This window comes from Salegentibacter salinarum, from assembly GCF_900168115.1.
Lineage (GTDB): Bacteria > Bacteroidota > Bacteroidia > Flavobacteriales > Flavobacteriaceae > Salegentibacter > Salegentibacter salinarum.
On sequence record NZ_FUZC01000026.1, the window covers coordinates 1 to 26,060 of the forward strand.

At 36.7% G+C, this 26,060-nt stretch carries 17 protein-coding genes and 3 pseudogenes; 17 read left to right on the forward strand and 3 right to left on the reverse strand.

Annotated features, from left to right (window positions below; genetic code table 11):
• Together B5X53_RS18185 and B5X53_RS18190 are read left to right on the forward strand one after the other, a co-directional pair.
• Positions 1-1,928, forward strand: a 1,928-nt coding sequence (locus tag B5X53_RS18185; protein WP_317042339.1) for an RHS repeat domain-containing protein, incomplete at its 5' end; no start/stop codon positions are given.
• Positions 1,929-2,341: 413 nt separating this feature from the next.
• Positions 2,342-2,836: a PsbP-related protein gene (locus B5X53_RS18190; RefSeq protein WP_079714639.1), complete on the forward strand. Its 495-nt coding sequence runs from the start codon at positions 2,342-2,344 to the stop codon at positions 2,834-2,836.
• 39 nt (positions 2,837-2,875) lie between these two features.
• Here the strand turns inward: B5X53_RS18190 and B5X53_RS19420 are convergent.
• A pseudogene (locus B5X53_RS19420) lies at positions 2,876-2,968 on the reverse strand (transcriptional regulator); the annotation flags it as partial.
• 420 nt (positions 2,969-3,388) lie between these two features.
• Here B5X53_RS19420 and B5X53_RS18195 point away from each other — a divergent pair.
• Positions 3,389-3,622 (forward strand): DUF2188 domain-containing protein, encoded by a 234-nt coding sequence (locus tag B5X53_RS18195; protein ID WP_079714640.1) that lies wholly within the window; start codon positions 3,389-3,391, stop codon positions 3,620-3,622.
• 165 nt (positions 3,623-3,787) lie between these two features.
• Here B5X53_RS18195 and B5X53_RS18200 read toward each other — a convergent pair whose 3' ends face one another.
• On the reverse strand, positions 3,788-4,177 hold the full coding sequence (locus B5X53_RS18200; RefSeq protein ID WP_317042340.1) for an ATP-binding protein: 390 nt from the start codon (positions 4,175-4,177) through the stop codon (positions 3,788-3,790).
• Between the two features lie 176 nt (positions 4,178-4,353).
• On the opposite strand from B5X53_RS18200, the gene B5X53_RS18205 reads away from it, so the two are divergent.
• On the forward strand, positions 4,354-6,576 hold the full coding sequence (locus tag B5X53_RS18205) for an RHS repeat domain-containing protein (RefSeq protein ID WP_159447913.1): 2,223 nt from the start codon (positions 4,354-4,356) through the stop codon (positions 6,574-6,576).
• Positions 6,577-6,600: 24 nt separating this feature from the next.
• The gene (locus B5X53_RS18210; RefSeq protein WP_079714642.1) at positions 6,601-7,080 is read left to right on the forward strand and encodes a hypothetical protein; all 480 of its coding nucleotides are present in this window, start codon (positions 6,601-6,603) and stop codon (positions 7,078-7,080) included.
• On the opposite strand, the pseudogene B5X53_RS18215 reads toward B5X53_RS18210, so the two are convergent.
• Positions 7,081-7,506 (reverse strand): annotated as a pseudogene (locus tag B5X53_RS18215) (helix-turn-helix domain-containing protein).
• A gap of 480 nt (positions 7,507-7,986) precedes the next feature.
• On the opposite strand from B5X53_RS18215, the gene B5X53_RS18220 reads away from it, so the two are divergent.
• The 12 genes and pseudogenes from B5X53_RS18220 to B5X53_RS18275 form a co-directional block, all read left to right on the forward strand.
• Positions 7,987-11,403 carry a hypothetical protein gene (locus B5X53_RS18220; protein WP_079714643.1) on the forward strand — a complete coding sequence of 1,139 codons (3,417 nt, stop codon included), beginning with the start codon at positions 7,987-7,989 and terminating at the stop codon, positions 11,401-11,403.
• A 1,407-nt stretch (positions 11,404-12,810) separates the two neighbouring features.
• On the forward strand, positions 12,811-13,539 hold the full coding sequence (locus B5X53_RS18225) for a hypothetical protein (protein WP_079714644.1): 729 nt from the start codon (positions 12,811-12,813) through the stop codon (positions 13,537-13,539).
• 10 nt (positions 13,540-13,549) lie between these two features.
• Entirely contained in the window at positions 13,550-14,485 is a 936-nt protein-coding gene (locus B5X53_RS18230; protein WP_143533286.1) for a fibronectin type III domain-containing protein, read from the forward strand.
• Positions 14,482-14,937: a hypothetical protein gene (locus tag B5X53_RS18235; protein ID WP_079714646.1), complete on the forward strand. Its 456-nt coding sequence runs from the start codon at positions 14,482-14,484 to the stop codon at positions 14,935-14,937. The genes B5X53_RS18230 and B5X53_RS18235 overlap by 4 nt, the downstream gene beginning before the upstream one ends.
• Positions 14,934-16,154 (forward strand): bactofilin family protein, encoded by a 1,221-nt coding sequence (locus B5X53_RS18240; RefSeq protein WP_079714647.1) that lies wholly within the window; start codon positions 14,934-14,936, stop codon positions 16,152-16,154. Before B5X53_RS18235 ends, B5X53_RS18240 begins: the two co-directional genes overlap by 4 nt.
• Positions 16,142-16,471 carry a hypothetical protein gene (locus B5X53_RS18245; protein ID WP_079714648.1) on the forward strand — a complete coding sequence of 110 codons (330 nt, stop codon included), beginning with the start codon at positions 16,142-16,144 and terminating at the stop codon, positions 16,469-16,471. Before B5X53_RS18240 ends, B5X53_RS18245 begins: the two co-directional genes overlap by 13 nt.
• 119 nt (positions 16,472-16,590) lie before the next feature.
• Positions 16,591-16,941, forward strand: a complete 351-nt coding sequence (locus B5X53_RS18250; protein WP_159447914.1) for a hypothetical protein — start codon at positions 16,591-16,593, stop codon at positions 16,939-16,941.
• The gene (locus tag B5X53_RS18255) at positions 16,932-18,062 is read left to right on the forward strand and encodes a type II secretion system F family protein (protein WP_079714650.1); all 1,131 of its coding nucleotides are present in this window, start codon (positions 16,932-16,934) and stop codon (positions 18,060-18,062) included. The genes B5X53_RS18250 and B5X53_RS18255 overlap by 10 nt, the downstream gene beginning before the upstream one ends.
• A gap of 62 nt (positions 18,063-18,124) precedes the next feature.
• Positions 18,125-19,150, forward strand: coding sequence for a LamG domain-containing protein (locus tag B5X53_RS18260; protein WP_101023088.1), 1,026 nt, complete (start codon positions 18,125-18,127; stop codon positions 19,148-19,150).
• A 182-nt stretch (positions 19,151-19,332) separates the two neighbouring features.
• Positions 19,333-20,196, forward strand: coding sequence for a hypothetical protein (locus B5X53_RS18265; RefSeq protein ID WP_079714652.1), 864 nt, complete (start codon positions 19,333-19,335; stop codon positions 20,194-20,196).
• Positions 20,197-20,492: 296 nt separating this feature from the next.
• A complete protein-coding gene (locus B5X53_RS18270; protein WP_079714653.1) occupies positions 20,493-23,873 on the forward strand; it encodes an RHS repeat domain-containing protein in 3,381 nt (1,126 codons plus the stop codon).
• Between the two features lie 77 nt (positions 23,874-23,950).
• Positions 23,951-26,060: pseudogene (locus B5X53_RS18275) on the forward strand (hypothetical protein); the annotation flags it as partial.

Genomic DNA, 26,060 nt, shown 5'->3' on the forward strand with positions numbered 1-26,060 from the left:
GGGATATATCGATCTACAGGGTTGGTTCTTCTGTAAGCGGATTAAAATTTTCTACAGGAAACAACAAGGACTTCTTACAGGAGATCGATTATGCGTATAATATAAGGGGTTGGCTTAAGCAAATCAACGACCCGGAGAATCTGGGTGACGATCTCTTTGGTTTTGGGATCAATTATAATGACCCTACCGGTGGGGCACCCCCGCTATATAACGGGAACATCTCGGAGACGCACTGGAATACCCAAAGTGAGAATATAAGTGGTAACCCGGTAAGCAATTCTTATGGGTATAGCTATGATGCATTGAATAGGATCACCGGAGCCACGGACAATACGGGGAATTATAATTTAAGCGGGATTGCCTATGATAAAATGGGAAATATTTTATCTTTACAAAGGCAGGGGCAGACCGATGCCGGTGCTACGCTCTTTGGAACTATGGATAACCTGGACTATGACTATGATGGCAATAGGCTCATGAAAGTTAGTGATAGTGGGGAGAAAACCTGGGGTTTTAAAGAACCTACAACTTCAACCGGCAATGATTATGGGTATGATGTCAATGGCAACTTAACATCCGACCTGAATAAGGGGATAACTGCTATCACATATAATTATCTAAACTTGCCGGTAGATGTGGAGTTCAATGGCTCTTCCAGCCAAAAGATTCATTACACCTATGATGCTACCGGGGTAAAACTCCGAAAAGAGATTCCGGGAAAAACAACTGACTATGCCGGGAACTTCGTTTACGAGGATCTAAGTGGTACTATGGAATTGCAGTTCTTTAGTACGCCTGAAGGTTATGTATCCTATGATGGTGGTCAGTTCAATTATGTCTATAACTATGTTGACCATCTCGGAAATGTGCGTTTAAGCTATACCGATGGTAATGGTGACGGTTCGATAGATCCTGCCACTGAAATCATCCAGGAGAAAAACTACTACCCTTTTGGGTTAACCCACCAGGGTTATAATGGTGGAGGTGGAGGCAGTGCCTATGGTAATACAGTTGCGAAACGCTATGGTTTTGGGGGGAAAGAACTTCAGGATGAAACTTTCTCAGGGAATACCTTAGACTGGTATGATATTACTGCTCGAAATTATGATCCTGCCCTTGGAAGGTGGATGAATATTGATCCATTGGCGGAGTTAATGAGAAGACATAGTCCTTATAATTTCGCTTTTGATAACCCCATCTTTTTTATTGATCCTGATGGAATGATACCATTTGGTAATGATGATGATCCACCGACGGTTTATAGTGGTTCAAGTGTGGCTGTTGGAAATAATGTGAATAATCAATTAGATGAAGTTGTAATTACAGTTAATGGAAATGGGACCGTAGCCACAGGAACCGCTCAAGGGGCACATTTCGTAACGACTGAAACTGGAAAAAGATTTAATGGATATAAAGCGGAAGGTCAAGTAGAAGGAGATAATGGTAAGGTAAATGGCAGTGTCTCTGGTTTTAGTGCTGGGTATGATGGTTATACTGAATCTGGAGGAGCCCATGGAAGTGCTAGTGTCTATGGAGTTTCTGCTGATGGAAGCGCTAGATTGGGATCAAAAGATAATAATGTAGCAATTCAGGGAGAAGGAAGTGCCTTTAAAGCCGAAGTATCAGGAGATGCTACATTATCAGGAGAAGGAGGTAAATATGTAGCTGAATTAGGCGGTGAAGCAGGAGTTTATGCACTAGAAGGAAATGTTACGCCATCTCTATCAATAGGAGGCATCCAAATAGGTTTTACAATTGGAGGTTCTGTAGGTAGCGCTCATATAGGTGGTAGAGTTGCTGGAGCCACAAATACTGAAGCAAGAGAATTTGAAGTTACTGGTAACTACCATATAGGTCTTGGAGCCGGTTTAAAATTAGGTTTTTCACTTTCTAACACAAGTCAGGAAGTAAATCCCAGAAGAAGGTAAACTAATATGAGTTTAATATACTTACTGTTTTTTGCGATACTCAATTTTTTAATTTTCGTATTTCTTGCGAAAAAAGTGAAACTCAATACAAAAGTTAGAACAATTTTATTTTCACTTTTATTATTGCTCCTGGTTTTTCATTTTTTAGTTTTTTCTAATCGTGGTGTATCTGGTAGTCATTTTCTTCATTTACTAATTGCAAGTGCGATTCTTATAGTGCTTCATTATCTTGCTATTTTGCCAATTTTAGCATTGATAAGAATAAATAAAAAAAATGCAAGTCATATTGCCTTAAAAGGTTTTAATTATATAAGATTTTATATGATTTACATATTGATATATTTGTACCAGTGTATGTCAATTTTATCGGATAGCGCAAGAGAACATTTTAATTCAATAGATATTATAATTTAATGAGACTTTTAACATATTTTTTTATTTTAATAAGTACTTTGGGCTGTGCCCAAGATAATTGGGTAACTCTTGAAAAGGAGGATTTTTCAATTTCGTACCCATCTAGCTTGAATATTGATGACAGTGGGAAAGAGGGTACTCAATTTATTTTAACCACTGATAAAGATGGGGAGGATGATAATTTTATTGAGAATGTCAATCTATCAACACAGAAAGTCGGTGCTGTAACGTTTGATGAGTATATCAAAAAAATGGAAAGAGAAGTTAGTGGTATTGCCAAAATCATTGAAAAAAAGAAGCTAGAAATAAACGGCAATAAGTGTTATAGTTTGAAAATGAAAGCAACACAAAATGGTGTTGATGCTATTTTCCTTCAACATTTTTATATTGAGAATCAGAAAGCATACGTTTTAACTTTTTCAAGTGAGGCAAAAGTCTACGATGACTATTATGATGAAATGAATAGAGTCTTAAGGAGTTTTGAAATAAAGTAATAAAGAGCACTAAATTTAACCGCCCATCGAGGCGGTTTTTTATTTATTGAGAAGTTTCTCTAGATACGAAACCTTATCCTTCTCTGCTTGTACCAGGCGTTCGTAGAGTTTTTTGTTTTCTTCGTAGGCTTCCGGGACGACCTTTCGGGGGTCATTTTGTTTACACGTTGGACTTAAAATCCAATGATACATGGAAGCCTGTGGTAAACTGAAATTTTACATTTTTGATCAAACTGGTAAAGAGCCGTATCTTTGTGAAAGCTACTCTCCTATAAGAATTTATCCATATAAAACAAGCCGATTAATTAACAATTATGCTGTTGGTTAGTGTGAATAACTCGGCAAGGAATCAAGTAAAAATGTGCTTAAATTTTTAAGAGTAGTATAAACAAAAACAGGCCTTTGAAAAAGTCTTTTAGGCCTGCGTTTCTGGAACTCTTGTTCCTTGTTGTGGAAAAACAAAGCTAACAAGAGCGATCCGGAAATAAAAGTTAAAAGTCTTTAAAGGGAATCGTCTCTCACTTTTGGTAGAGATTTTAAAAACTGAATACCATGAGTAATCGAAAAGTTTATCATGTAACTCAAAATCCGAATGGTACCTGGAAATGGAAAGCACAAGGAGGCCAGAGAGCTTCTGTAGTGACGAATACCAAAGCTGAAGCAGTAAGTAAAACTACTGGGATGGCTAAGAACCAAGGTAACAGCCAGGTGATCATCCATAAAACGGATGGGAAGTTCCAGGAAGAACGTACCTACGGAAATGATCCTTACCCTCCTGGAGGATAGGGAAATGAGTAAAGCTACTTTGTTTATTTCAACTGAAAAGTATACCACTATTTCATTTCAAAAGTATACCATTTTAAATTAATTAACAACGGTATCCCTGTTCCCTGGGGGTACCCCCAGGGAACAGGGATATCGGCGGCGCCCGGGTACCATTTTTTCGGTTTTTCATTTGTTCATTATTTGTTTGGTTTCTTTTAAGCGGTAAGATTCTCCATTCATATTTATTAGATGTACTTTATGGGTTAGCCTATCTACTAAGGCAGCTGTTAATACTGGGTCACCGAAGATCTCTTCCCAACGTTCAAAGCCGAGATTGGTAGTAATTATGGTTGATTTACGTCCGGCTCGTAAAGAGAGATGATTGAACAGGAGTTCAGATCCTTCCTTATCAAAGGAGACATAACCAAATTCATTACAGATGACCAGATCATACTTCTCGAAACGTGCCTCTATTACTTTTAAGTTACCCTGGGAATGCGATTCCCGTATTTGGGTTAATATTTTATGTGCTGTTGTAAATAATACTTTATACCCCTGCAAACAGGCTTTTCCCAAGTTCTTTGCTTATCGCTCGTTGGCTTTTACCTTCTCGGTGACTCTTTAATATTATTTCCTGTTTTGTATACATGCTTATCATTTTCCGAACGTCTCTGGTTGGACGTTCAGGTTGGTAATAAGTGGTATACTTTTAAATTGAAATGTGGGGTAGTTCTATATTAATATATACACGGGTGCTGGGGACCAGCAGCTGGATCACCACCACCACGGGTTATGATGCTAAAGGCCGTGTGATCTGGGTGAGCAGTGCCAACGAGTATTTGGAGACTACAGACGTAGAAGAATATGAGTTGGATTTTACAGGTCGTATAAAACGCAGCAAAAGTACGCATAGCAAAAATGGAGCATCCCCCATCGTGGTGGAAGACACCTATGAATATGACCATATGAGCAGGCAGTTAAAACATACCCAATGTATTGACGGGGACTGTGTTGTTGAAGAAGACCTGGTGTTGGACCAGGTAGTTACCCAGAGCAGCAGTGTGAAGGCCAGTAACTCGATTACCCTCGAGCCCGGCTTTGAGGTAATGGCCGGTGACAGCCTTACTTTCTCTGCCAGGATAGGGATAGGCGGAGAACTTATAGCCTCGAACACCTATGACGGACTGGGTCATTTGATTAAAAAAGGGGTTGGTGGAGTTGACTCTTTATCCTTACAGGAGGTTGACTATGCGTATAATATAAGGGGCTGGTTAAAGCAGATCAATGACCCTGAAGACCTTGGGGATGACCTCTTTGGTTTTGGGATCAATTACAATGATCCTACCGGTGGGGCGCTCCCGCTGTTTAACGGGAATATCTCGGAGACGCATTGGAACAGTCAAAGTGAGAATACAAGTGGTAACCCGGTGAGTAACTATTACGGGTATAACTACGATGCAATGAATAGAATTACCGGAGCCTCGGACAATACTGCGAATTATAATTTAAGCGGGATCACCTATGATAAAATGGGAAATATTTTATCTTTACAAAGGCAGGGATATTTAGATAACAGTGTAACCCCTTTTGGAAAAATGGACAACCTGGACTATGACTATGATGGGAATAAGCTCTTAAGGGTAAGTGAAATTGAGGATGGAGAAGCTGCCTACGGGTTTAAGGATGGCAATACCACCGGTGATGATTATGGGTATGATGTCAATGGCAACTTAACATCCGATGCCAATAAAGGGATAGCCGCAGGCGGTATCGAATACAACCATTTGAACATGCCTACAAAGATTACTTTAAGCAATGCCGGAAGTAACAATGGGGTCATCGATTATGTTTACACTGCTGAGGGGATAAAACTTCAAAAGAAAAAGACTCAGGCAGGAGTAACGACCACGACTGATTATGCCGGTGACTTTGTTTACGAAAACAATACCTTAAAACAATTTTACCAGCCCGAGGGTTATATAGAACCAGATGGAAGTGACTGGCAATATGTTTATCAGCATAAGGATATCTGGGACAATGTAAGAGTAACCTATGCCGACGATGATAACAGCGGAAGTGTAACCAGTGCCGAAATACGAAGGGAGCAGAATTACTATCCATTTGGACTGGAACACAAAGGCTACAATATAAATTCCTATGGATCCAAGAACAATCTAAAAACCTATCAGGGACAGGAATTTACCGAAGATTTAGGTTTGAATACCCATGAATGGAAATACCGAATGAGCGATCCGGCTATAGGAAGGTTCTGGCAGATTGATCCTTTAGCCGAAGATTATACCTATAATTCAACGTATGCCTTCCAGGAAAATAAAATGGGAATGGGTGTAGAACTTGAAGGATTAGAGTTAGGTTTAAATAAATGGTTTAAGAAAGGCGTAAAATGGGTAGCAAGAAATTCTAAAGGCCAATTAAAACCTATATCAAGAAAAAGCGCAGATAGAATATTAAAAAATAGAGGGAGTGTGACGCAAACCCAAATACGAGGAGGTAATAAAAAGGCTAAAAACTTGATGCAAAGTACTACTGATAAGAAAGTAGTAAGACACGATGGACATGAATTGAAAAGCGGTAAAACAGGTAGAAATCATTATCAAAAAAAATCGGGCGATGGAAGTCATGTTTTTACTGAGAGTGTAAAAGATGGAGCTATTGTAACTGCTGGAATAAATACAGATAAGGTAGATGAAGTAACCAGTAAAGCCCTGGAAATGGGATCAGAAATGACTGATGCTGTAGAAAACTTTGGGACAAACGTTTTTGGAGATAATGCTTTTGGGAATTTTGTTGATGACATGAATCCATTAAATCTTGGAATAAATGAATTATTTAATACATTCAACGAAGTTTTGAATCCAGAAAGTAACTCTGCTTCTAATGATAGTAATTCTTCAAATACGGAAAACTCAAATAATATCTCAGTTGATAATTGTGAAGGAGAAGGGTGTCAATAGGAAAAAACTTTAAATAAAATTATTGTGAATTTAAGAGAATGGTTTTTAGAGTTTTTTCGTGAAAAGGAATATTATTCTATAAATAAAGAAAGCTTTAAAAACGAACTTTCAAATACTTTTAAAGTAATTACAAATCATGATCTAGTTCAAATAAAAAAAGTGATCACAAGTTGGGAAGACGTGGTTAAAATAGAAGACCTAAGTAAAGGTTTGTTATTACAAGATTCAGAAATTTTTTACGATATTGACAATTTAATATCAAGGGTGAAAGAAATTATTAGTGAGGACTATAAAGATTCATATTTTAGATCCCAAAAGGAAAAGTGGGATTTTCAATATTCATTTAACTCTTTAAATGATCATTATAAAGGCACGCTTTTTATATCCAATTCAATGACCTACCCAAATGATCAAAATTTTGGTGATGTTATTTATCATTTGTTAGCGATAAGAAAAAAGGATAACATTTTTTACTTATGGGATTTATTAGATAAAGATTTTTAATTAATTATTTTTAATAAAATCCTCCAGATATGAAACTTTATCTTTCTCGGCCTGTACTAGGCGCTCATAGAGTTTTTTATTTTCTTCGTAGGCTTCTACCAGTTTATCAACCGGGTTAAAGTTGCAATTGAAATTAGCGACACTTACCGAAGTGGCACCCGGATTGGATCCTTCGTAATTATTTTGAATATTATAAATTAATTTTTCCTCGCTAAAACTCTTAATCGCTTCCGTGGACACATCAAGCGCCTTGGCCACCCGTTCCAGTTTATCATCCTCCAAGGTCTCACTTTGTTCGATATGGGAAACACTTTATTGAGAAATCCCCATCTCTTCGGCGAGGGTCTCCTGCTTCATGCCGCGCAGTTCACGAATGCGGGCAATTTTACGTCCTATATGGCTTGGTTTGGTTGCTGTTGTACTCATAATATAATTGGTTGGTCTTAAGCTATAGACTTAAATTTTACATTTTTGATCATGGCATCGAGGGTATAAAGGATATGCTCTTTATCCGGTCAGCTTAGAGCTATGCCAGTATCATAGTTAACCGGCTGGTTCGGAATAACCTGAGATAGATACAATACCAGACGGGGCACCGTTATATTAATTCGATTGAAAAGTACGTGAAAGATGATTTTGAAAGCATGCATGTCATCGTCAATAACTTTTATACTTTAATATGAATGTATGGAGTGTACATTTTATGTTATCGGTGGTCTCCATACCGGAAAGTCGTGCGAATCTAGCTATAGGGGTTCAGATGGCTTAATACAATATAAAATTAAGAAGACATTTTTTTTAATGATATTTTATTGATTTTTTATGGTTGAACCGTAAAAGGTGTACGGTCTTATTTAGTTTGTAATCGAGAGGATGCCGTATTTTAGCCATATAAATATCCGTCAGATGAAAAAAATATTCATAATCATTTTTTACATATATTCATTCAATTGTGTAATTGCTCAAGAAGATTTAAATGAATTTATAAAATATCAACCAACTCAACCTGAAACTACAGAGATTCAAAAAATTGGAGATTTTTCGCCACCTAATGCCTTCGGTGCACAACCGATAAATTTACAGATAACTAATGTGGATATAGGAAATTTGTCAATTCCAATTACATTAAGCTATACTTCTTCCTCGGGAATTAAAGTTGACGAAAAAGAATCAGTAATTGGCTTAGGGTGGGATTTATCAATATTGAACAATTATATTGAAATTGTTGAGCAAGGGGCAAGTCTGGATTTTAATCAATCTCACTCTGCATATGCCTCATACCAGGAAATAAATAATCGGTATCAAGTTCAAAATCTGGATTCAATGTTCGTGTTAAACGATCAGTTGAAATCCAATGCTTTAAACACACCCTTCGTCAATAAGGATTATATAAGTGATCAAATAAATTATAATTTCTTGGGTAAAACCGGGACAATTTTGAAGGATAGTCTTGGGAATTTTATAGATTTTACAAGCAGTAAGAATGAACTGGAAATTGTACAACATAGCATCAATAATTATGAGGTGATTGATGGGGATGGGAACCATTATATTTTTGATAAAGTGGTCAGTTACAACCTGGATAGTTCCTCAAAGAATATAAAGAAAAGATTTTATTTAAGTGAAATAGAGTTGTATGACGGGCAGGTAGTAGAATTTCTTTATTCAGATGGACAGGATGAAGGTGTAACTGTTTCAGATTCTTATAGTTCATCCTCTATTATGGTAACAAGAATGTTTGAAGAAGCATTACAGAATCCATCTCAAAATATGACTATTAGTGATTTTACACCTATTTTTGAACAAAATAATAATTCAATTACATATGCAACACCAAATATTCTTAAAGAAATGGTATTTCCGAATGGGAAAGTGTCATTTGATTATTTATCCGAGACCAATCAATTAAATAAAATAGAAGTTTGGGATAACATTAGTATTATTGAAAAATTCGTTTTTAAAAATTCAGATTTTTTTCTAGATAGTTCGGGAGCGCCCGTCGCTGCAAGGCTCGAAGCGATAGACCGAATTGGAGGTGATGAAACCCAAGAAAAACTTTATAGGTTTAGTTATAATGAAACTCCGATTCCCCAAAGAGCAACTACCAAGGGAGATTACTGGGGATTTCATAATGGGAGGGAGACTGATGTTCCTGACTTTAGTTATTATTATAATAGTCAAGAATATGATTATTTCGGTAGCAATAGAAGACCGGTTTTTAATTATACTAAAGCAGGTATTTTAGAAGAAATTATATATGCCACTGGAGGAAAGTCTAAATTTTATTATGAACCAAACTATTATAAAACGGAAAAGGTAATAACGGATCCTTCTGAAGGTGGAAATAAAAAGATTAATTTAGCGGCTATTGGGCAAAATCCGGCAGTATCCTATCAAACACCCATAGATTCAACCTCCTTTTATATTGAACATGGTAGTATCAGTAGTACTGGCGGCATTACTGTTACTTATGCGGCCTCTCGTTTTACGCAGAATTCTTCCCAACTTCCCTACTACAAAATTACTGATCCACAGAATACTGTATATACTAAGATATTTAATAGAGAGGACGAGAAGCTTAGTGGAACTTTTAATATTACAAATCTACCAACTGGGTGGTATAAAGTAATAGCCTATGTTGGTGACGCCTCCTTGTTTCCTAATGATTCAGAACCTAGTATATTCAATACAGCATCGGTCGAACTAACTTTAAGCTGGAAAGAATATTCAGGTGATGAGGAAATGGATTATGAAGATGTTTTGGTGACGGGAGGAGGTTTACGTATTAAGAGTATTGAAAATTATGATTCACTTGAAGATAACGTAGCAGCAGAAACCAAAAGTTTTGAATACGGCAATAGTTCTCTGAATGGATATGGGGTTGGGGAGTTCCTTGGAGTATCAAATCAGGTATATCCTATTTCTGATATAAATGCAGATCTTGATGGTGAAAACCACATCCTTTCTAATTTTTTGATCAATAAAAATATTACAGATTTGCGTTTCTGGGGCGGTGTAAGTGGCGGGGGAGTTTTCTATGCTCAATATACGGGTAAGGGGATTCAACTTTCATCTGATCCTTTATTCCCTATATCCTATAAAGGAAATTCAGTTTTCTATCCTAAAGTAACTATATATAATTCGGGAGAAAAGGGGGATTTAGGGTATATTGAAAATATATATTCCCCTCCCTCAAGGATTGAAGTAAGGGATGTGATGGGAGACATCTCAACCTCTTCATCTGCTCACTTGGAACTTAATAAATATTCGGACTATTCAGGAGTACACTTAATTAAAGAAGTCAAGTTCAATTCTTTAAACGATACTGTTTTTTTAAAAAACTACAACTATACGAAAAAAATAATTTCGGAATTTCCTCGATTAGCTATTAAACCGTCTGAATACACCTTGCATTATAGCGGATCACCTATAATAGTTCCTCCTAGTGATATTAGAGCGATGTCGAAAAAAAATATAAAACATTTTTATTATAAAGAAAAACTTTACCAAGAAAAATTGGTCTCAACCAGTATAAGAAATTTTTATGAGAACGGCAATATTGAAACCATTCAAGATTTAGAATATGTTGCAAACAAGTCTTTCAGAATTTCTGAAAAAACAACTTATGGTAGTGATGGAAAAATAAATTTACAGCGATTAATATATCCCGATCAAATTATTAGTTCGAACTCATTAGGATTTGATCCTATAGCCGAAAGTGAATTAAATAATTATAATTCATTAGCCAGTACTGGGGTGAATAGAATAAATCGTCCTGTTCAGATTGAAAATTATAAGAAATTAGCGGACGGAACTATATTTTCTTCTGAGGTACAGCGAACCTATTATAATACTTTTAATACTAAGCTATTTGCTTCATCCATCTGGACTGGAAGACTCGGTGTCCCTCTTTACAAGGAAATAGAATTCCTTGATTATGATTACAACGGTAATTATACCATCATTAGAAAAGTAAATGGACCTCCAGTAATTTACTTATGGGGTTATAACGGAGAATATCTCATAGCAAAAGTTCAAAATTCTAATTTGGAGGAATTAAAGGTTGCTTTGGGGGTACAGGATTTAACTGAGATTGATGAACAAGATATACCATCTATTGATGCATTACGGGCTGAATTGCCAAATTCGATGATTTCGACTTACACTTATAAGCCACTTATAGGTTTGTTAACAATCAGAAATCCAAACGGAAAAATTATTACCTATAATTATGATAGTTTCAATCGCCTCCATTTTAAAATGGATGATGATCAAAACTTGTTAGAGGAATTTAATTATCATTATAAAAGCTTCAGTGAATAATGAACATTAGTAAGCTTATGATGTTTTTTCTCATTCAAATATTTTATTGTGTCCATAATTTAGAACATATTGCTTAATTTCACATTATTCCTCTCTGTGTTTTACAACTTTTTGAAAGCTTCTGGAGCAGGAATGGGTTATGTTTTTGGGGAGGGAAATGATGCTTAATGGTATGCTGGAGGTCTTGCCGAAGAGTTATTGTTAACTAAATTATGATCCCCTTAAAATTTCGCAGCAAAGCAGCTTGAGTGTGGAAATTGTAATATTTTTGTTTCGGGAGTTACTCTTATTGATTCTATTTCAAAAAGTGTCCGAATATATTCAGAAAGCAATTCGGCTATAAAAAGTCCATTAAGAAATTTTTCCTAATTATAAAACCAGCTGATCTCCTCCCGGATCATCTTCACTGTAGAACGTGGTACATTCTCGACTATAATTATCCTCTTTAGTTATTGCTCTAATCGAGTACCATCATCCAACTAATCAACAAAGAAATCCAGACTCTAGCACTCGTGTAAACTAGAGGGATTTTTTTAGATAGTTTTTTACCGGTAGCTGAATGTTGACTTTTTGGAGGTTTAGATCTTAGATTAAGCCCTGTGCGTAACAAACCCCTATACTTCCTTCTTTGATTATCCAAAATTATTCACAGCACAAATACTGGTCTAAACATCGTATTGAATACGAGTAGCTGCGATCTCCTTCATTTGCATACGAAGTATCTCAGCGCGCTCGATATTTTTATAAAAGAATACACTCTAATAATTGGGTTCCTCCTCCTTTAATCAACCAAAGCGAGTACGTCATTTTATGTCCATCCCCAATATTGATATTACTTGGTTCTTTCACTAATATTTGTTGGGATTTGATCTGAGTAAAGATAGCTGCTTTTAGTGGGTTTTCTTCTAATACTTCTTAAACCCTACCAGGAGTACGTTGTTGCTGCACTATTAACTTTTGATACTACTATGATAATCTGATAGCATTCCTAAAGCCTGCCGTAAGTATCGGGAAGAACTTAAAAATACTTGGTAAGCGAAGAACGTACGAGCATTACCGCAATGCAAGTTTGCAGAAGGATAATGGACAAGGAAACTGACCAGCACAAGTTTAAATCATTTAAAACGCAGTAGTTTTGATAGGAGGATTAAAGTAAAAATGGCTTTCATTTATTCCCTTTTGCGTTTACTATACCTAAATGTCACTTTAAAGCAGCCACTGGTTTTACTCCAAGAATTTTGTCATATTAAAGATTGAAAGTTTAAGTACGTACTGGAAATGAAGTGGACTTGTAAAAATGGTCCGTTGAGTGTGTTTTGGGAACCTTACTTTTATTACGGTTTTTCCTTAGTGGAAATTAATTTTAGAGGCTTAATTTTCCAAACAATTTGTGAATGTACTGTTTTTATGAAAGGGAAGTTATTGTTAACCTTTGGGAGTATTCTTTTTTTCTTTGCCTGTTCTTCTGGTTTTTTAGAAAATGATTCTATAAAGCCATTAAGTACCAGCCCTGTAATTGGTAATGTCGGTGTTTACAGTGGAAGCCTTTTAACCAATAGATTTGTGGAATCAGGGATTGTAATCCTGGATAGCAAAGTTAGGTTAAGTGTACAAAAGCGAAAATTTGATAAAGGCACCTTAAAAAAATATAACGATAAAGTAATCGATAAAAAAGACTATTTAAAGATTGTAGATAGCATTGATGTAAAACCCACTTACTATCGTGTAAAATTAAGCGACGAAATTGGTTTTATTGAGAGTATGAATGCAAAACAAAACAAAGCTTTGATAAACTATCTAAGGGTAACTAAAAATAATGTACTTCTGTCGGAGCTCTTTATATATTTTTCCGAAGAGCATTCCTCTAAAATAGATAATGCCAAGGAGGTATACTTACTGAATTCTAGAGAAGGAGCTTATTCGCTTGAGGTGCTGGGCTATGAAAATACCAGGGAAATCATTGAGTTTTCCCAGGGTGTAAATTTTGGATTTGATTTTAAAGAGTTTTGCTGGAAGGAGAATTACAAAAAAGAACCAGTAATTGCTTCTTTTAAGAAGTTGAATGGTAGTTGTCCGGGAAGTACTAAAAGTGATCCAGAGAAGGTAAAGTCAAAGGATGCATTTGATAAAATTTAAAAAACTAGCTGTGAGATATTTTCTTAAATTAATACTATCAATATCCTGTTTAGGGATGCTAATTTCCTGTGAGGAAATTCTATTTGAAGAGAATTTAACACACTCCAAAGTTGATATTTTAGCGCCTAGTGATGGTTCCAGGCTTCAAGCCACCAGTATTAATTTTAGATGGAGTCCGGTCAATGGTGCAACAGCTTATCAAATACAGATAGCCAGTCCTAGTTTTGAGCAGGCTGGACAGATTTTATTGGATGAGGAAGTTGAAGAAACCAGTTTTAGTGAAGAACTTCCCAGAAAGGATTATGAGTGGAGGGTAAGGGCTGTTAATAGTGGATATAAAAGTCCATATACTACAGCTAAATTTAAAATAGAAAGTAATGAAGACTTTTCTTCTAACACAATCCAATTGCTAAGTCCAGCTGATAATTACCTTACGAACCAAACCATGTTAAATTTTGAATGGCGGGTATTACAGGATGCCATTTCTTATCGAGTTCAATTGAGGAAAGATGGGGAACTTATTGAAGAAATGTCCTTAACTGATGTAAGTGTTGAAATGGAATTACCTGAGGGGGAGAGTGCCTGGAGGGTTCGAGGTGAAAAAGATGGGGAGTATACATTATATTCCGAAAGGAAGATTATAGTGGATACCGTCCCCCCAACTCCTAAAAAACTTTTATCGCCCCAAGATGAAATGATTTTGACAAATAGTGCTGTTGAATTCAGGTGGGAGAATGATGCAGTGGTAAACGATGAAATTGATAGCGTATTTATCTATAGAGATGAAGGGCTTACAAATTTAGTAGAAAAAGGACAGGGAATAGATAGTTATAATGCAAATCTTGAAGATAACGAAACATATTACTGGTTGGTAAACACCTATGACAAGGCTGGAAATAGAAGTGAACCAAGGGATATTTATTCTTTTAGCATTAATGAATTATGAAAAGTAAGAAGAATTTATACTTTCTTTTTCCTTCCGTTGTTTTAATATGGGGTGCATTATTATATCAGTTTATGGGTAGCTTTCCTAAAGAAACCACTTCAAATGTGTTAGCATCCAAAGAATTCATATCGGATTTTGAATATAAGCAAGAACAGGAGTTTTCCTTAAATAGTATTGATCGGGATCCTTTTCTAGGTAAGTCCTATTTAAAAGCATCCCCACCTAATCCTAAAATAAAGAAATCTTCACCCTCTATCCCCTGGCCTAAAATTCATTATCTCGGTTCAGTTAGCGATAAAGAGGGTTTAAATGGCATAGAAATAATAATTATTGATGGACATCAAAACTTATTTAAAATAGGGGAGATAAAAAGTGATATTACTTTGATTTCCACCCAGGATAATAGTGTTACCCTAAAATATAAAGGTCAAATTAAAAAGTTTAGCATGTGAAAAAGATTGCGGAAGTATTTTTTTTAAAAAAGGTCAAAGCATCTGCCATGTACTTCGTAATCCTCGTAGCTATTATTGTGGGTTTGATTTTATCCTCCTTTTTATTACTGACCCATACTTTTGTAAGCTACCATTCAAAATCCACAGAAATTTTTGAGGATATTGATCATATTGAAAACGGAATAGATTCAGTATTAACAAAGACAGAGAATACACCAATGGGTGCTAACCCTCATTTTTTTTCGACAAAAGAATACTGGGGCAGTTTTGAGTTATTGGTTTTTAATTCAGAAAATGAGTTTTCAAAGGCCGTTTTGTTAGGGGGTGAAATTAATGACCTCTCTAGCAATATTTATTTAGCGGATAATAAATTGCCTCTAGTAGTTGCTGGCAATGCTAAGTTAGAGGGAATAGGTTATTTTCCAAAGAACTTAATAAAACCTGGTAGTATTGACGGTAATTATTTTAATAAGGGGAAACTCTTTTACGGAGAGAGTTTTGCTAGCAAAAATGATCTTCCACAGGTTTCAACTAGCTGGAGGAATTATATTGAAAACATTGTTAGGTCTACTCCCGACAAACTGGGAGAACTTATGGAGTTAAGCAACGCTTCCAATAGTTTTTTCCATACAACGGGGGTGATATATAGTCCCGACGCTTTACTCATCTCACATCGCCTGCAAGGAAATATAATAGTTAAGAGTGAAAAAACAATAAGGGTCTCTAGTTTATCGGAATTAAATCAAATTATTTTAATAGCCCCAGAAGTGGTTATAGAGTCTGGTTTCCGGGGTAATATCCACATTATTTCAAATGAAATAGAAATCAAATCCAATTCTTTGTTGGAATATCCCTCATCAGTTATAGTGACTGAAAACCAGTCACAAGAATTTAGAAAACCAAGGATTCAGGTTCTAAAGAACTCCACCATAAAAGGAAATATTATCGCTTTTGAAAGGGTAAAGAAAAACAAGTTGAAGAATGATATTATTATCGCAGCAAACGTAAATATAGAAGGTAGTATCTATTGTGAAGGTTATTTGGACTTAAGGGGTAGGGTACATGGAAATGTTTTCTCCCAGTTTTTCGCCACCCATCAAAATGGATCTATTTATATCAATCATTTGTATGATGGTGAAATTTTAAAGCACATAGAAGATTTGGGAGGCGTCCTGCTTGAGGATAATAATAAGATAAGGGCAAAATGGCTTTATTAAAAAGGCTCAAAGGCGCTAGCCTTATGGAAACCCTCACAGCTTCTGTAATAGTAGTGATTGTTTTTATGATTGCAAATTTAAGTTTTAGCAATATCTTTTTAAGTACTATAAAGTCAAATAGTTTTGAGTTGGAGAATAGAAAACAGGAATTAAAATATTTAATCAGGAATGGAAAGTTAGAGCTGCCTTATTTTGGGGAAGGGGCATACTGGAATGAAAGTATACAGCAGAGTGCTCAAGGCAAATATGTTATACTCGAAATTATAAATGACCGGAATAATAAAATTTGGACTGATACTTTAGTTTTTAATAATTGAAGAGAAATACTAAAATAAAGGCACTAACCTTAGCTGAAATGCTAATCGTTCTGGTTATCAGTTCATTGGTGATCGGTATAACTTTCTCTGTTCTCGATTTGGTCCAAAAGACATTTGTGATGATCCAGGATAACTATGCGCAATCCATTGTTACTGTGCAATTAAAGGAAAGACTTAGCATTGACTTTAATAGATATCATGAAATTACCTATAACTCAGAATTTGAAGAATTAGTTTTAAAAAACCCTTTAGACTCGGTTTTATATGAGTTCAATCAAAGCTTGGTAATTCGTAATGAGGATACTCTTATGCTGAATATTCAAAAGCCTAAATGTTACTTTTTGGGAAAAGAAGTTTCACACGGAATGATAGACGCTATAAAAATACAGCTCAATGAAGAACTTGGGTCGGGTTTTATATTTGTAGACCGTGTTAATGATGTGAAAATTATGTTAGATTCTTGGGAATAAAAATTGATCATACTGGCAGTGGGAATATTTTAAAGGAAAGAAATTCTTTAGAAAATTTATTGAAAAAGGAAATTACCTTATTCGGTAATACGTTTTCAGGTAGAAAGAAAGAGCAATTTTATTCCGAGTTAAGTGTCCTTTTAAAATCTGGTGTAGATCTTAAGAATTCACTGGAGTTAATTGCAGAGTCACAGAATAAAATCAAAGATAGGGAGAGCATTGCCAAAATAAATGATTTTATAATTAGTGGTAATAGTTTCGCTGTAGCATTAGAATGTAATCCTAACTTTTCCCCTTATGAATGTAAAGCCATTAAACTTGGGGAGGAAACTGGAGAGATGGCTTTTATTACAAGGGATTTAGCAGATTATTACCAAAAGAAGAATGATCAGAAAAGGCAAATTATTTCAGCTTTGACCTATCCTGCAATAGTATTGTGTACAGCCCTTGTGGTTGTTTTCTTTATGCTTAAATATGTTGTTCCTATGTTCGAAGATATATTTGAACAAAATAACGTAAGCCTACCCTTTTTAACGCAACTTATTGTAAGTGGTTCCCACATTTTAGAATCGTATGGCCTCTTATTCTTTTTTTTGCTAGTTTTATTGATTGTGGGTTGGAGGTTGGTGAGGAAAAAAATCTGGTATAAAAAAATTACGGGAATATTTATCCTTAAAATTCCCTTGTTTGGAAATTATGTGCGAAAAATATATATCACACGTTTTATTCACACCATGACTTTATTGACAAGGGCAAAAGTGCCTATTTCTAACGGTTTAGGGATGGTGTGCGAAATGTTGGATTTTTATCCTTTACGAATGTGCCTTCAAGAAATCGAAAAAGATATCCTAAAGGGTGAGCAATTGAGTGCAAGCTTCAAAAAGCATCCAATTTTTGATAAGAAAATTATCGCTTTACTCAAGGTCGCCGAGGCTACCAATCAGACAGAATTTGTTTTTGGAAAGTTATATATCCAATATTCACAGGAACTGGAGTATGAATCGAAATCTATCACAAACATTGTCAACCCATTGCTTACTTTGTTTGTAGGCTTAATAGTAGCGGTTATATTAATAGCTATGTATTTGCCGATGTTTAGGTTAAGTAGTGTTATAGGCTAATATTGAGCTATTATTTTATAATAATTTTTATTAGAACAATTAGAAAATTAAACCTCAATGGTATGATCTCTACAACTAAAAACAGGTTAGTTATTTACTATCTTCTAATTTTATTTTCACTGGCTGCGAATGCTCAGGAACTAGAAAATGGTTTGATAGGTCATTGGCCATTGGATGGAAATGGAGATGATGTGTCCGTTAATTCCTATAATGGAATTGCTTACAATACTACTGCAGTTATTGATAGAAATGGGAATAGTAATAGTGCTTTATCATTTGATCAGAATGGTTATGTTGCTCTCGGTAAAGTATTAAATATTGGTTATGAAGATTTTTCTTTTTCAGCGTGGTTTAGAGTAGACCCATATAACACTGAAACCGGGATGTTTGCAATTTTATCAAAATCACACTACGGGCCAGAACCACAATACGCAATAGGAATCCATAATAATAAATTGAGGACGCGATTTATATATAATTCCGGAATAGATATAATAGGTGATAAAGTGATTGATGATAACGAATGGCATTCTTTTATAGTAACTATTAATAGAAACGGAAATATTGAAATGTATCTTGACGGGATTTTGGATACTTCTGCCTCTATAGCAGATTCTCCCGATTTTAATGTTACAAACAATTTTAGTTTAAGTATAGGGCAATATGAGTATAAGAGCTATAGATTTGAGGGCGATCTGGATGAAATTAGGGTTTATAAAAGGGTGCTTAGTGGAGAAGAAATTGCATTATTATCGGAGACAGAATTTACAGAAGAAATTAAGTGTGAAAATCTAATCACCGGGGCTGATGAAAGCGTAGGTATAGGTGCCGATAATCCTGGAGGCTATGGTTTAGCAGTGGATGGAGGCATTTATACCGACGAGGTAAAAGTGATGAATGTGGATTCCTGGCCGGACTATGTTTTTTCGGAATCTTATAATCTGATGGAACTTGAAGCGTTGTCTTACTATATAAGGGAGCGTGGGCATTTGCCCGGTGTGCCTTCCGCTCGGGAGGTATTCTCCGGAGGTATTTCGCTAACGCAGATGGACAAAACCAACCTAAAAAAGGTAGAAGAACTTAGTTAGTACCTGCTCGATCAGCATGCTAGAATGGAGCGATTGCGTGCTCCTAAAGTCGAAAAACCTCTGCCCTTACTTATTCGGAAGGTAAAGAAAGACCTTATAATTTTGTTTTAGATCAACCCGGGCTTGAGAAAGGCCAGGGCCAGCTAAAGACACTGTCCACGGACAGTCTTTCTACGGGTAATATGTACTGCGATGGAGATAATGTTGGGATAGCGATAGGCCAAACCTCTGGTTACCGTTTGGCAGTTGCTGGTGGTATCCTTTCCGAAGGGGTGAAGGTCTCGAGTGTTAGCAACTGGCCAGATTATGTATTCTCTGATGATTATGCGATGCTTTCTTTGGAAGGTTTACGAGCATATATCCGTGCAAACAAACATTTACCAGGTCTTCCGAGTGCTACAACTATCGCCCGTGAAGGGTATAGCTTATCGGAAATGGATAAGCTCCTAATGGAGAAAGTAGAGGAGCTCACCCTGTACATTATTGACCAGGAGTCTGAGCTCCAAAGTTTATCCGGGGAGTTGGGAGTTATACTTCCGGTGGCGGATGAAGAAATTGCTTCAGGTAAAACTGTTTATAAAAGCCATAACGTGGATATTGAAACCCACCTCAAAGCGCCTACCCAAAAAGAGGAACGTACTTTTCGAGATATGGCCTCCCCTCGAAGTTTGGAAGCCTCTCCTGCAGCTTTATGTGATGTAATTTCCTGTGACGGGGAAGGCGTTGGAATTGGGGCAGATCCGGTGGAAGGGTACCGTCTTGCAGTTTCGGGAGGTATTTTAACCGATGATATCCAGGTGGCCTCGGTGGCTAACTGGCCTGACTATGTCTTTGAAGCGGACTACAAGTTAAGGAACCTTTCGAGCCTCTCGGCCTATATTGCAAGGGAAGGGCATCTGCCCGGCATTCCCCAAGCCCAGCTTGTGGAGCAGAAAGGTTACCGGTTAGAGGTTATGGACGGCTTACTATTGGAGAAGATCGAGGAACTCACCCTGTACCTTATCCAACAAGAGCGACAACTAACTTTTCTGGAAAGCAGGCAGTAGGTTATTTTCACTTTTCTCTTCAATTTAAATTTTTACGTTTGAACCTTACCAATCCTACGGTTGAAAATGCTGTTTTGGTTTTTGGGGGAGTTATTTTTGGGTAAGTGGAACAAAGACTATTTCTGGTTTTCCTTTTTATCACACCTTCCAAACCGATATGATGAGCCATCCTTATTTAGTAAGGTAGGATTGGGCTCGCGATTTCGTCAAGAAACAATGCCGATACATAAAAGAGAAGAATTATAAATAACTATAACAGAGGTAAAACGAAATAAACCCGTCATATAACAATACTCATGAAAAAAAATTTAAAAATTATTAGCGTTTTATTTCTATTCTTGTTTTCCTCTCTCATCCAGGGTCAAAATGAAGATATTACAACCCCTAATTTTACACCTCCTTCACCTACAGCATATGAATTAGGGAAATATGGGGAATTTCCAATTGGAATGTTTACTGGCACAGTTAATTTTAGTACACCGCTATTAGAGTTTAAAACTAAAGAAATAACGATTCCGTTATCTATCAATTATAGTTCTAGTGGAATAAAAGTAGATCAATTAGCATCTACGGTAGGCTTGGGCTGGAGTCTCAACTCAGGAGGTGTTATTACAAGGGTTGTAAACCAAAATCCAGATGAACTTCGAGATTACGCTCCTCCTACAAATACTAACGATGGTTACTTCAGTTTCGAGTGGGTTGACTATTATAATGATCTAAGTTATCAGGTGCAAGGGATATCTCAACCCCTGGAAATTGACGGAGAGCCTGATATTTTTTCTTATAATTTTTTAGGAAGAACCGGAAGGTTTACATTTAAAAACAATAATCAACGTGAAATTGTCTTACTGGATAATATAGGTCTGGAGGTGGTTTACAATCCTGAGCAATCAGGAGGCTTTCTAATTAGAGATGAAAATGGTTTCAAGTATTACTTTTTAGATGTTGAAAACACCAAAATGGAAACAATAGGAGGGTCACAACAATATAATCAATTAGGAAGGTGGATGCCAACTTCTTGGTATATTACTCGTATAGAAACCCCGACGGGGGAAAGTGTCTTTTTCGACTATGAGAATGTCGTTTATAACTATACAACTACTCAGTCTCAGTATGCGACCATTCCGGCAAATGCCACGGGTATAGATTCAGGACCCTCATGTTTTCAGCCATATGAGCAGCCTAATGAATCTCCCGTTATTGACCATCCATTGTACGTTCAGGGCAAACAATTGCGTAGAATAAGTAGTAGTAACCCAATTCATGGCGAAATTTCTCTTTCTTATGATTTTGAACATCCTCAGGTACCCAATTATTACCTTGTTTCCTCGATTGACAAAATTTATGATATCAATAGTATTCCTGAAGCCGATGACCTTGTAGAAACTATTAATATGAATTATTTGACTGTGAATCAAAGAGTTTTTTTGGAAAATGTTCAGTTTCAGGATCCAGATAAAATTTATTCTTATGAATATATTGATGTGAATAATCTTCCGCAAAGACTTTCTTTTAGTAAGGATCATTGGGGGTATTTTAATGGGAAGGGTAATACTAAGCTCTATCCAGACTTATCGGGTGTAAATAATGTATATGGAAACAGGTTTGCTTCGGTCTTTGCTTCTGGCGCCAATAAGGAGATAGATGAAACTAAGGCTAAAAAGGGCTTATTGAAGAAGGTTGTTTATCCTACAAAAGGATATACGGAAATAGAATATGAAAGTAATACTGAGTACACTTCTGAAGAGTCTTCTAGTGAGGCAAATGTTCTAATAGAAGTGGAGACTACCGATATTTCTAATCATACGAACTCAGAAACGGTCGTTTTAAATGATGTGGAAGAAGCTGGTATCTACCCTTTAGATATAAATTTTAGTTTGAATTATCAATCATCGTGTTCGACGCAAGGACCAACCCCGGATCCGGCCGATCGAAAGCTTTTTATTACCATTGAAAATTTGACCAACCCCAGCCAAACAAATATTATTCATCGAATGGCTGGTAATGTTGGAGTGCCTATTAGCATAGGAAATTCAGTTTCGGTTACAGAAGAACAATCTTATAATGATGAATATTTCTTTAATCTAGCAGCAAATGATCAATATGAGGTTACTGTAAGTTTATTCTACGAATGTTTAATGGGACGCTTAAGTTTCAACTATCCTAATTCATCTTCAACACTTACTTATACGAATAAGAAGACTGGTGGGCTACGAGTTGCAAAAACAACAAATTACGATTATGATAATGAATATTTATCTGCTAAAAAATACTATTATGCTTCTAAGGATAATTTGGATAGATCTTCAGGAGTTAAAGGTTTTGACCCTTCTTACTACTCATATTATACTAGTGTTGGAGCTTGTGATGTAGGTGGTACCACTAACCCATTTTGCGCTAATTGGAAAATAGATTATGTGAGATTAAACTCAGGAGCTTTAAATGCTTTGTACAGGACTTCGATAGCGACAACGCGTTATGAATATGTTACGGTAAGCAATGATGCTGGGGATCTTTCCAATGGAGGAACGGAATATAAGTATAAAATTGCCTCACCCTCAATGTCTTATAATATTAATGGAATATTTTCTCCGATATTTTCTGAAGGACAAAAATCTTGGGGAGATGGTTATGAATTACAAAAGACGTTGTTTAAAGTTGATGGTTCCGCCTACAAAAATACCTACAAAGAGATAAATGATTATATCAGGGATGTACGAATTAATGATACAGTTACTGGGTTTAAGGTTTCACGAAAATATAATCTTCCATGCCGTGATTTTAATACAAATGATCCAGAAGAACAACAGGTAATAATAGCCAGGGATGAGCTTAATGTTACACGTTTTTATTTGACTTCTAATTGGGCGTATTTAAAATCCAAAACCAAATTAACTTTTGATGAAAATGGTTCTAACCCAAGTACGGAAATCACCAGTTATTACTATGATAATGAAGAACATGCACAAATCTCCAGAACTGAAACGGTAAATAGCAAAAACGATCTTTTGGAGGAAAAAATTTACTATCCCGACGATTTTGATTCTAACTTAATTATCGAAGGGGGAAATTTGACGACGGCTGAACTTAATATTATTGATCGTTTGAAATCTGAAAATCAGCATCGTACAGCAACCCCAATTCAGACTGTTACCAAAAAAAATGGGTCAACCATTTATATTAAACGGAACAACTATGATGATTTTCATGGTCAGACTCTTCAATCTAGCCTAGAAACTCAAAAAGGGAGTGGAGATATGGAGGAGAGGATTACTTATTCCGATTATGACATTTCAGGAAATCCTCAGGAGGTATCCAAAACCAACGGTCCAAATGTTATTTATATCTGGGGTTATGAGAGAGAGTACCCAGTTGCCAAGATAGAGAATGCATTCCTTACCGATGTGCTAAATCTAGTAGATATTAATCTGCTAAACGATCCTTCAACTTCAGAATTGATAATGAAAGAGGAATTGGAAAAAATTCGAACAGGACTTCCTCAATCAATGGTCACCACTTATACCTATAAACCTTTGGTGGGACTAACTAGTATTACAGACCCGAGTGGATTAGTCACTACCTATAATTATGATGATTTTAATCGTCTGAGGTTTATTAAAGATGATGATTGGAAAATTTTAAAGGAGTACGATTACCACTATAAAAACACGAACTAAGATTCAATTCTTTTCGGAAATATTTTTTTTCTGATTTTTAGAGAGGATATTTTTTCAAGAGTCAAAAACCAGTTCATATGAAGCATTATTACGTATTAACTATTTTTTTTCTGTATTTTAACATGGCGGCGAACCCATTATTCCTGCCTCAGGATTGCCCGAAAATATTAGAATCTAATCAACATTTTTGTGCTGCTTCTCAACCTACTATAGGCAATCTCGAGCCTCAGGATGCCGTATGGTACGGCAGTTCTACCTCCACTACGGCTCTACATGATTCTGCTTCATTAGTAAACGGAGGCTTTTATTATGCCGATAACGCTGATGGGAGTTGTGGAAGTAGGCCTAGGGTAATTGCGTATGTTCATGATGATACTGGCGCTGGGGAAGATAATTTCACGGCAATTTGTGATTCTGAAACCCAGGAATTGTTTCCGGCTTTATACTCTATTGAAGATTATTATAAAGATTTGCTTTCACCGGGAGTTTCAAGAAGTGGCAGCTTTTATCCTTCAGCTCGACAAGTAAGTTATGATTATAATTCTGAACCCATAGTAGGTTATAAAGATTTCCCCAGGACTTATATTTTGGGAGCTGAGGGTTGTAAGGACTCTGTAGTAATAACGCTTCGTATTTATGAAGATATTCAGGCTGGTATCAATACTGTAATTACTGTATCTTCTACGGATCCGCCGTTTACATTGCTAGATTCCCTGGCAGGAAGCCCTAGTTCCGGAGGGATCTGGAATGGTCTGGAAGATGGAATTTTCAATCCTGCAGTAGATACAGCAGGAGTTTATACCTACACGGTAGAAAATGATTTATGCGGTTCGGATAGTGCAACCCTAACAATAAACATAGAAGATTCTTTTTGTTCTGGTATAATCACTGAGAACGCAGAGGGTGTTGGAATAGGCACGGATAATCCGGGAGGTTATGGTTTAGCTGTTGTAGGTGGAGGGATTTATACCGATGCTGTAAAAGTAATGAACGTGGTTAACTGGCCTGACTATGTGTTCTCCGGGGGTTACGGCCTCTTGGAATTAGATGAAGTGGCCTCTTATATCAAGGAAGAGGGTCATTTACCTGGCTTGCCTTCCGCAGAAGAGGTATTGGCGGGTGGCATTTCGCTGACGCAGATGGATAAGACTAATTTGAAAAAGATAGAAGAGCTTAGTTTGTACTTGTTGGGTCAGCATGGGAGAATGGAAAGCTTACGTAGCGGGAAAGTCCAAAAGGCCTCCGTCCTTGCTAACGGTGTAAATAAGGAAAGACCTTATAATTTTATTTTTGAGCAATCTGGGATAGCGGCAGGTCCGGGGGAGCTAAAGACACTGTCCACGGACAGTCTTTCTACGGGTACTATGTACTGCGATGGAGACAATGTAGGGATAGGGATAGGCCAAACCTCCGGTTACCGTTTGGCAGTTGCTGGTGGTATCCTTTCCGAAGGGGTGAAGGTCTCGAGTGTTAGTAACTGGCCAGATTATGTATTCTCTGAGAATTATGCGATACTTTCTTTAGATGATCTAAGAGCATATATCCGTGCAAACAAACATTTACCGGGTCTTCCGAGTGCTAAAACTATCGCCCGTGAAGGGTATAGCCTATCTGAAATGGATAAGCTCCTTTTGGAGAAAGTAGAGGAGCTCACTCTGTACGTTATCCACCAGGAGGCGGAGCTCCAAAGTTTATCCGGGGAGTTGGGAGTTATACTTCCGGTAGCGGATGAAGAATTTGTTTCAAATAAAACTGTTTATCAAAACCACAACGTGGATATTGAGTCCTATCTCAATGCACCTACCAAAAAAGAGGAACGTACTTTTCGAGATATGGCCTCCCCCCGAAGTATAGAAGCTTCTACGGAAGCTTTATGCGATGTAATTTCCTGTGATGGGGAAGGAGTTGGAATCGGGACAGATCCGGTAGCAGGGTACCGTCTTGCGGTTTCCGGCGGCATTTTAACCGATGACATCCAGGTGGCTTCGGTGGCTAACTGGCCTGACTATGTCTTTGAAGCGGACTATAAGCTACGGGACCTTTCGAGCCTCTGGGCCTATATAGAAAGGGAAGGGCACCTGCCCGGTATTCCCAAAGCGGAGCTTGTGGAGCAGGAAGGTTACCGGTTAGAGACTATGGATGGCTTGCTATTGGAGAAGATCGAAGAGCTCACCCTGCACCTTATCC

What these genes read in the sequence shown, in the direction of transcription:
- B5X53_RS18260 (WP_101023088.1), top strand. Translation starts at nt 18,125, where the DNA reads ATGATCTCTACAACTAAAAACAGGTTAGTTATTTACTATCTTCTAATT.
- B5X53_RS18235 (WP_079714646.1), top strand. Translation starts at nt 14,482, where the DNA reads ATGAAAAGTAAGAAGAATTTATACTTTCTTTTTCCTTCCGTTGTTTTA.
- B5X53_RS18225 (WP_079714644.1), top strand. Translation starts at nt 12,811, where the DNA reads ATGAAAGGGAAGTTATTGTTAACCTTTGGGAGTATTCTTTTTTTCTTT.
- B5X53_RS18195 (WP_079714640.1), top strand. Translation starts at nt 3,389, where the DNA reads ATGAGTAATCGAAAAGTTTATCATGTAACTCAAAATCCGAATGGTACC.
- B5X53_RS18220 (WP_079714643.1), top strand. Translation starts at nt 7,987, where the DNA reads ATGAAAAAAATATTCATAATCATTTTTTACATATATTCATTCAATTGT.
- B5X53_RS18250 (WP_159447914.1), top strand. Translation starts at nt 16,591, where the DNA reads ATGATCCAGGATAACTATGCGCAATCCATTGTTACTGTGCAATTAAAG.
- B5X53_RS18245 (WP_079714648.1), top strand. Translation starts at nt 16,142, where the DNA reads ATGGCTTTATTAAAAAGGCTCAAAGGCGCTAGCCTTATGGAAACCCTC.
- B5X53_RS18265 (WP_079714652.1), top strand. Translation starts at nt 19,333, where the DNA reads ATGTACTGCGATGGAGATAATGTTGGGATAGCGATAGGCCAAACCTCT.
- B5X53_RS18190 (WP_079714639.1), top strand. Translation starts at nt 2,342, where the DNA reads ATGAGACTTTTAACATATTTTTTTATTTTAATAAGTACTTTGGGCTGT.
- B5X53_RS18270 (WP_079714653.1), top strand. Translation starts at nt 20,493, where the DNA reads ATGAAAAAAAATTTAAAAATTATTAGCGTTTTATTTCTATTCTTGTTT.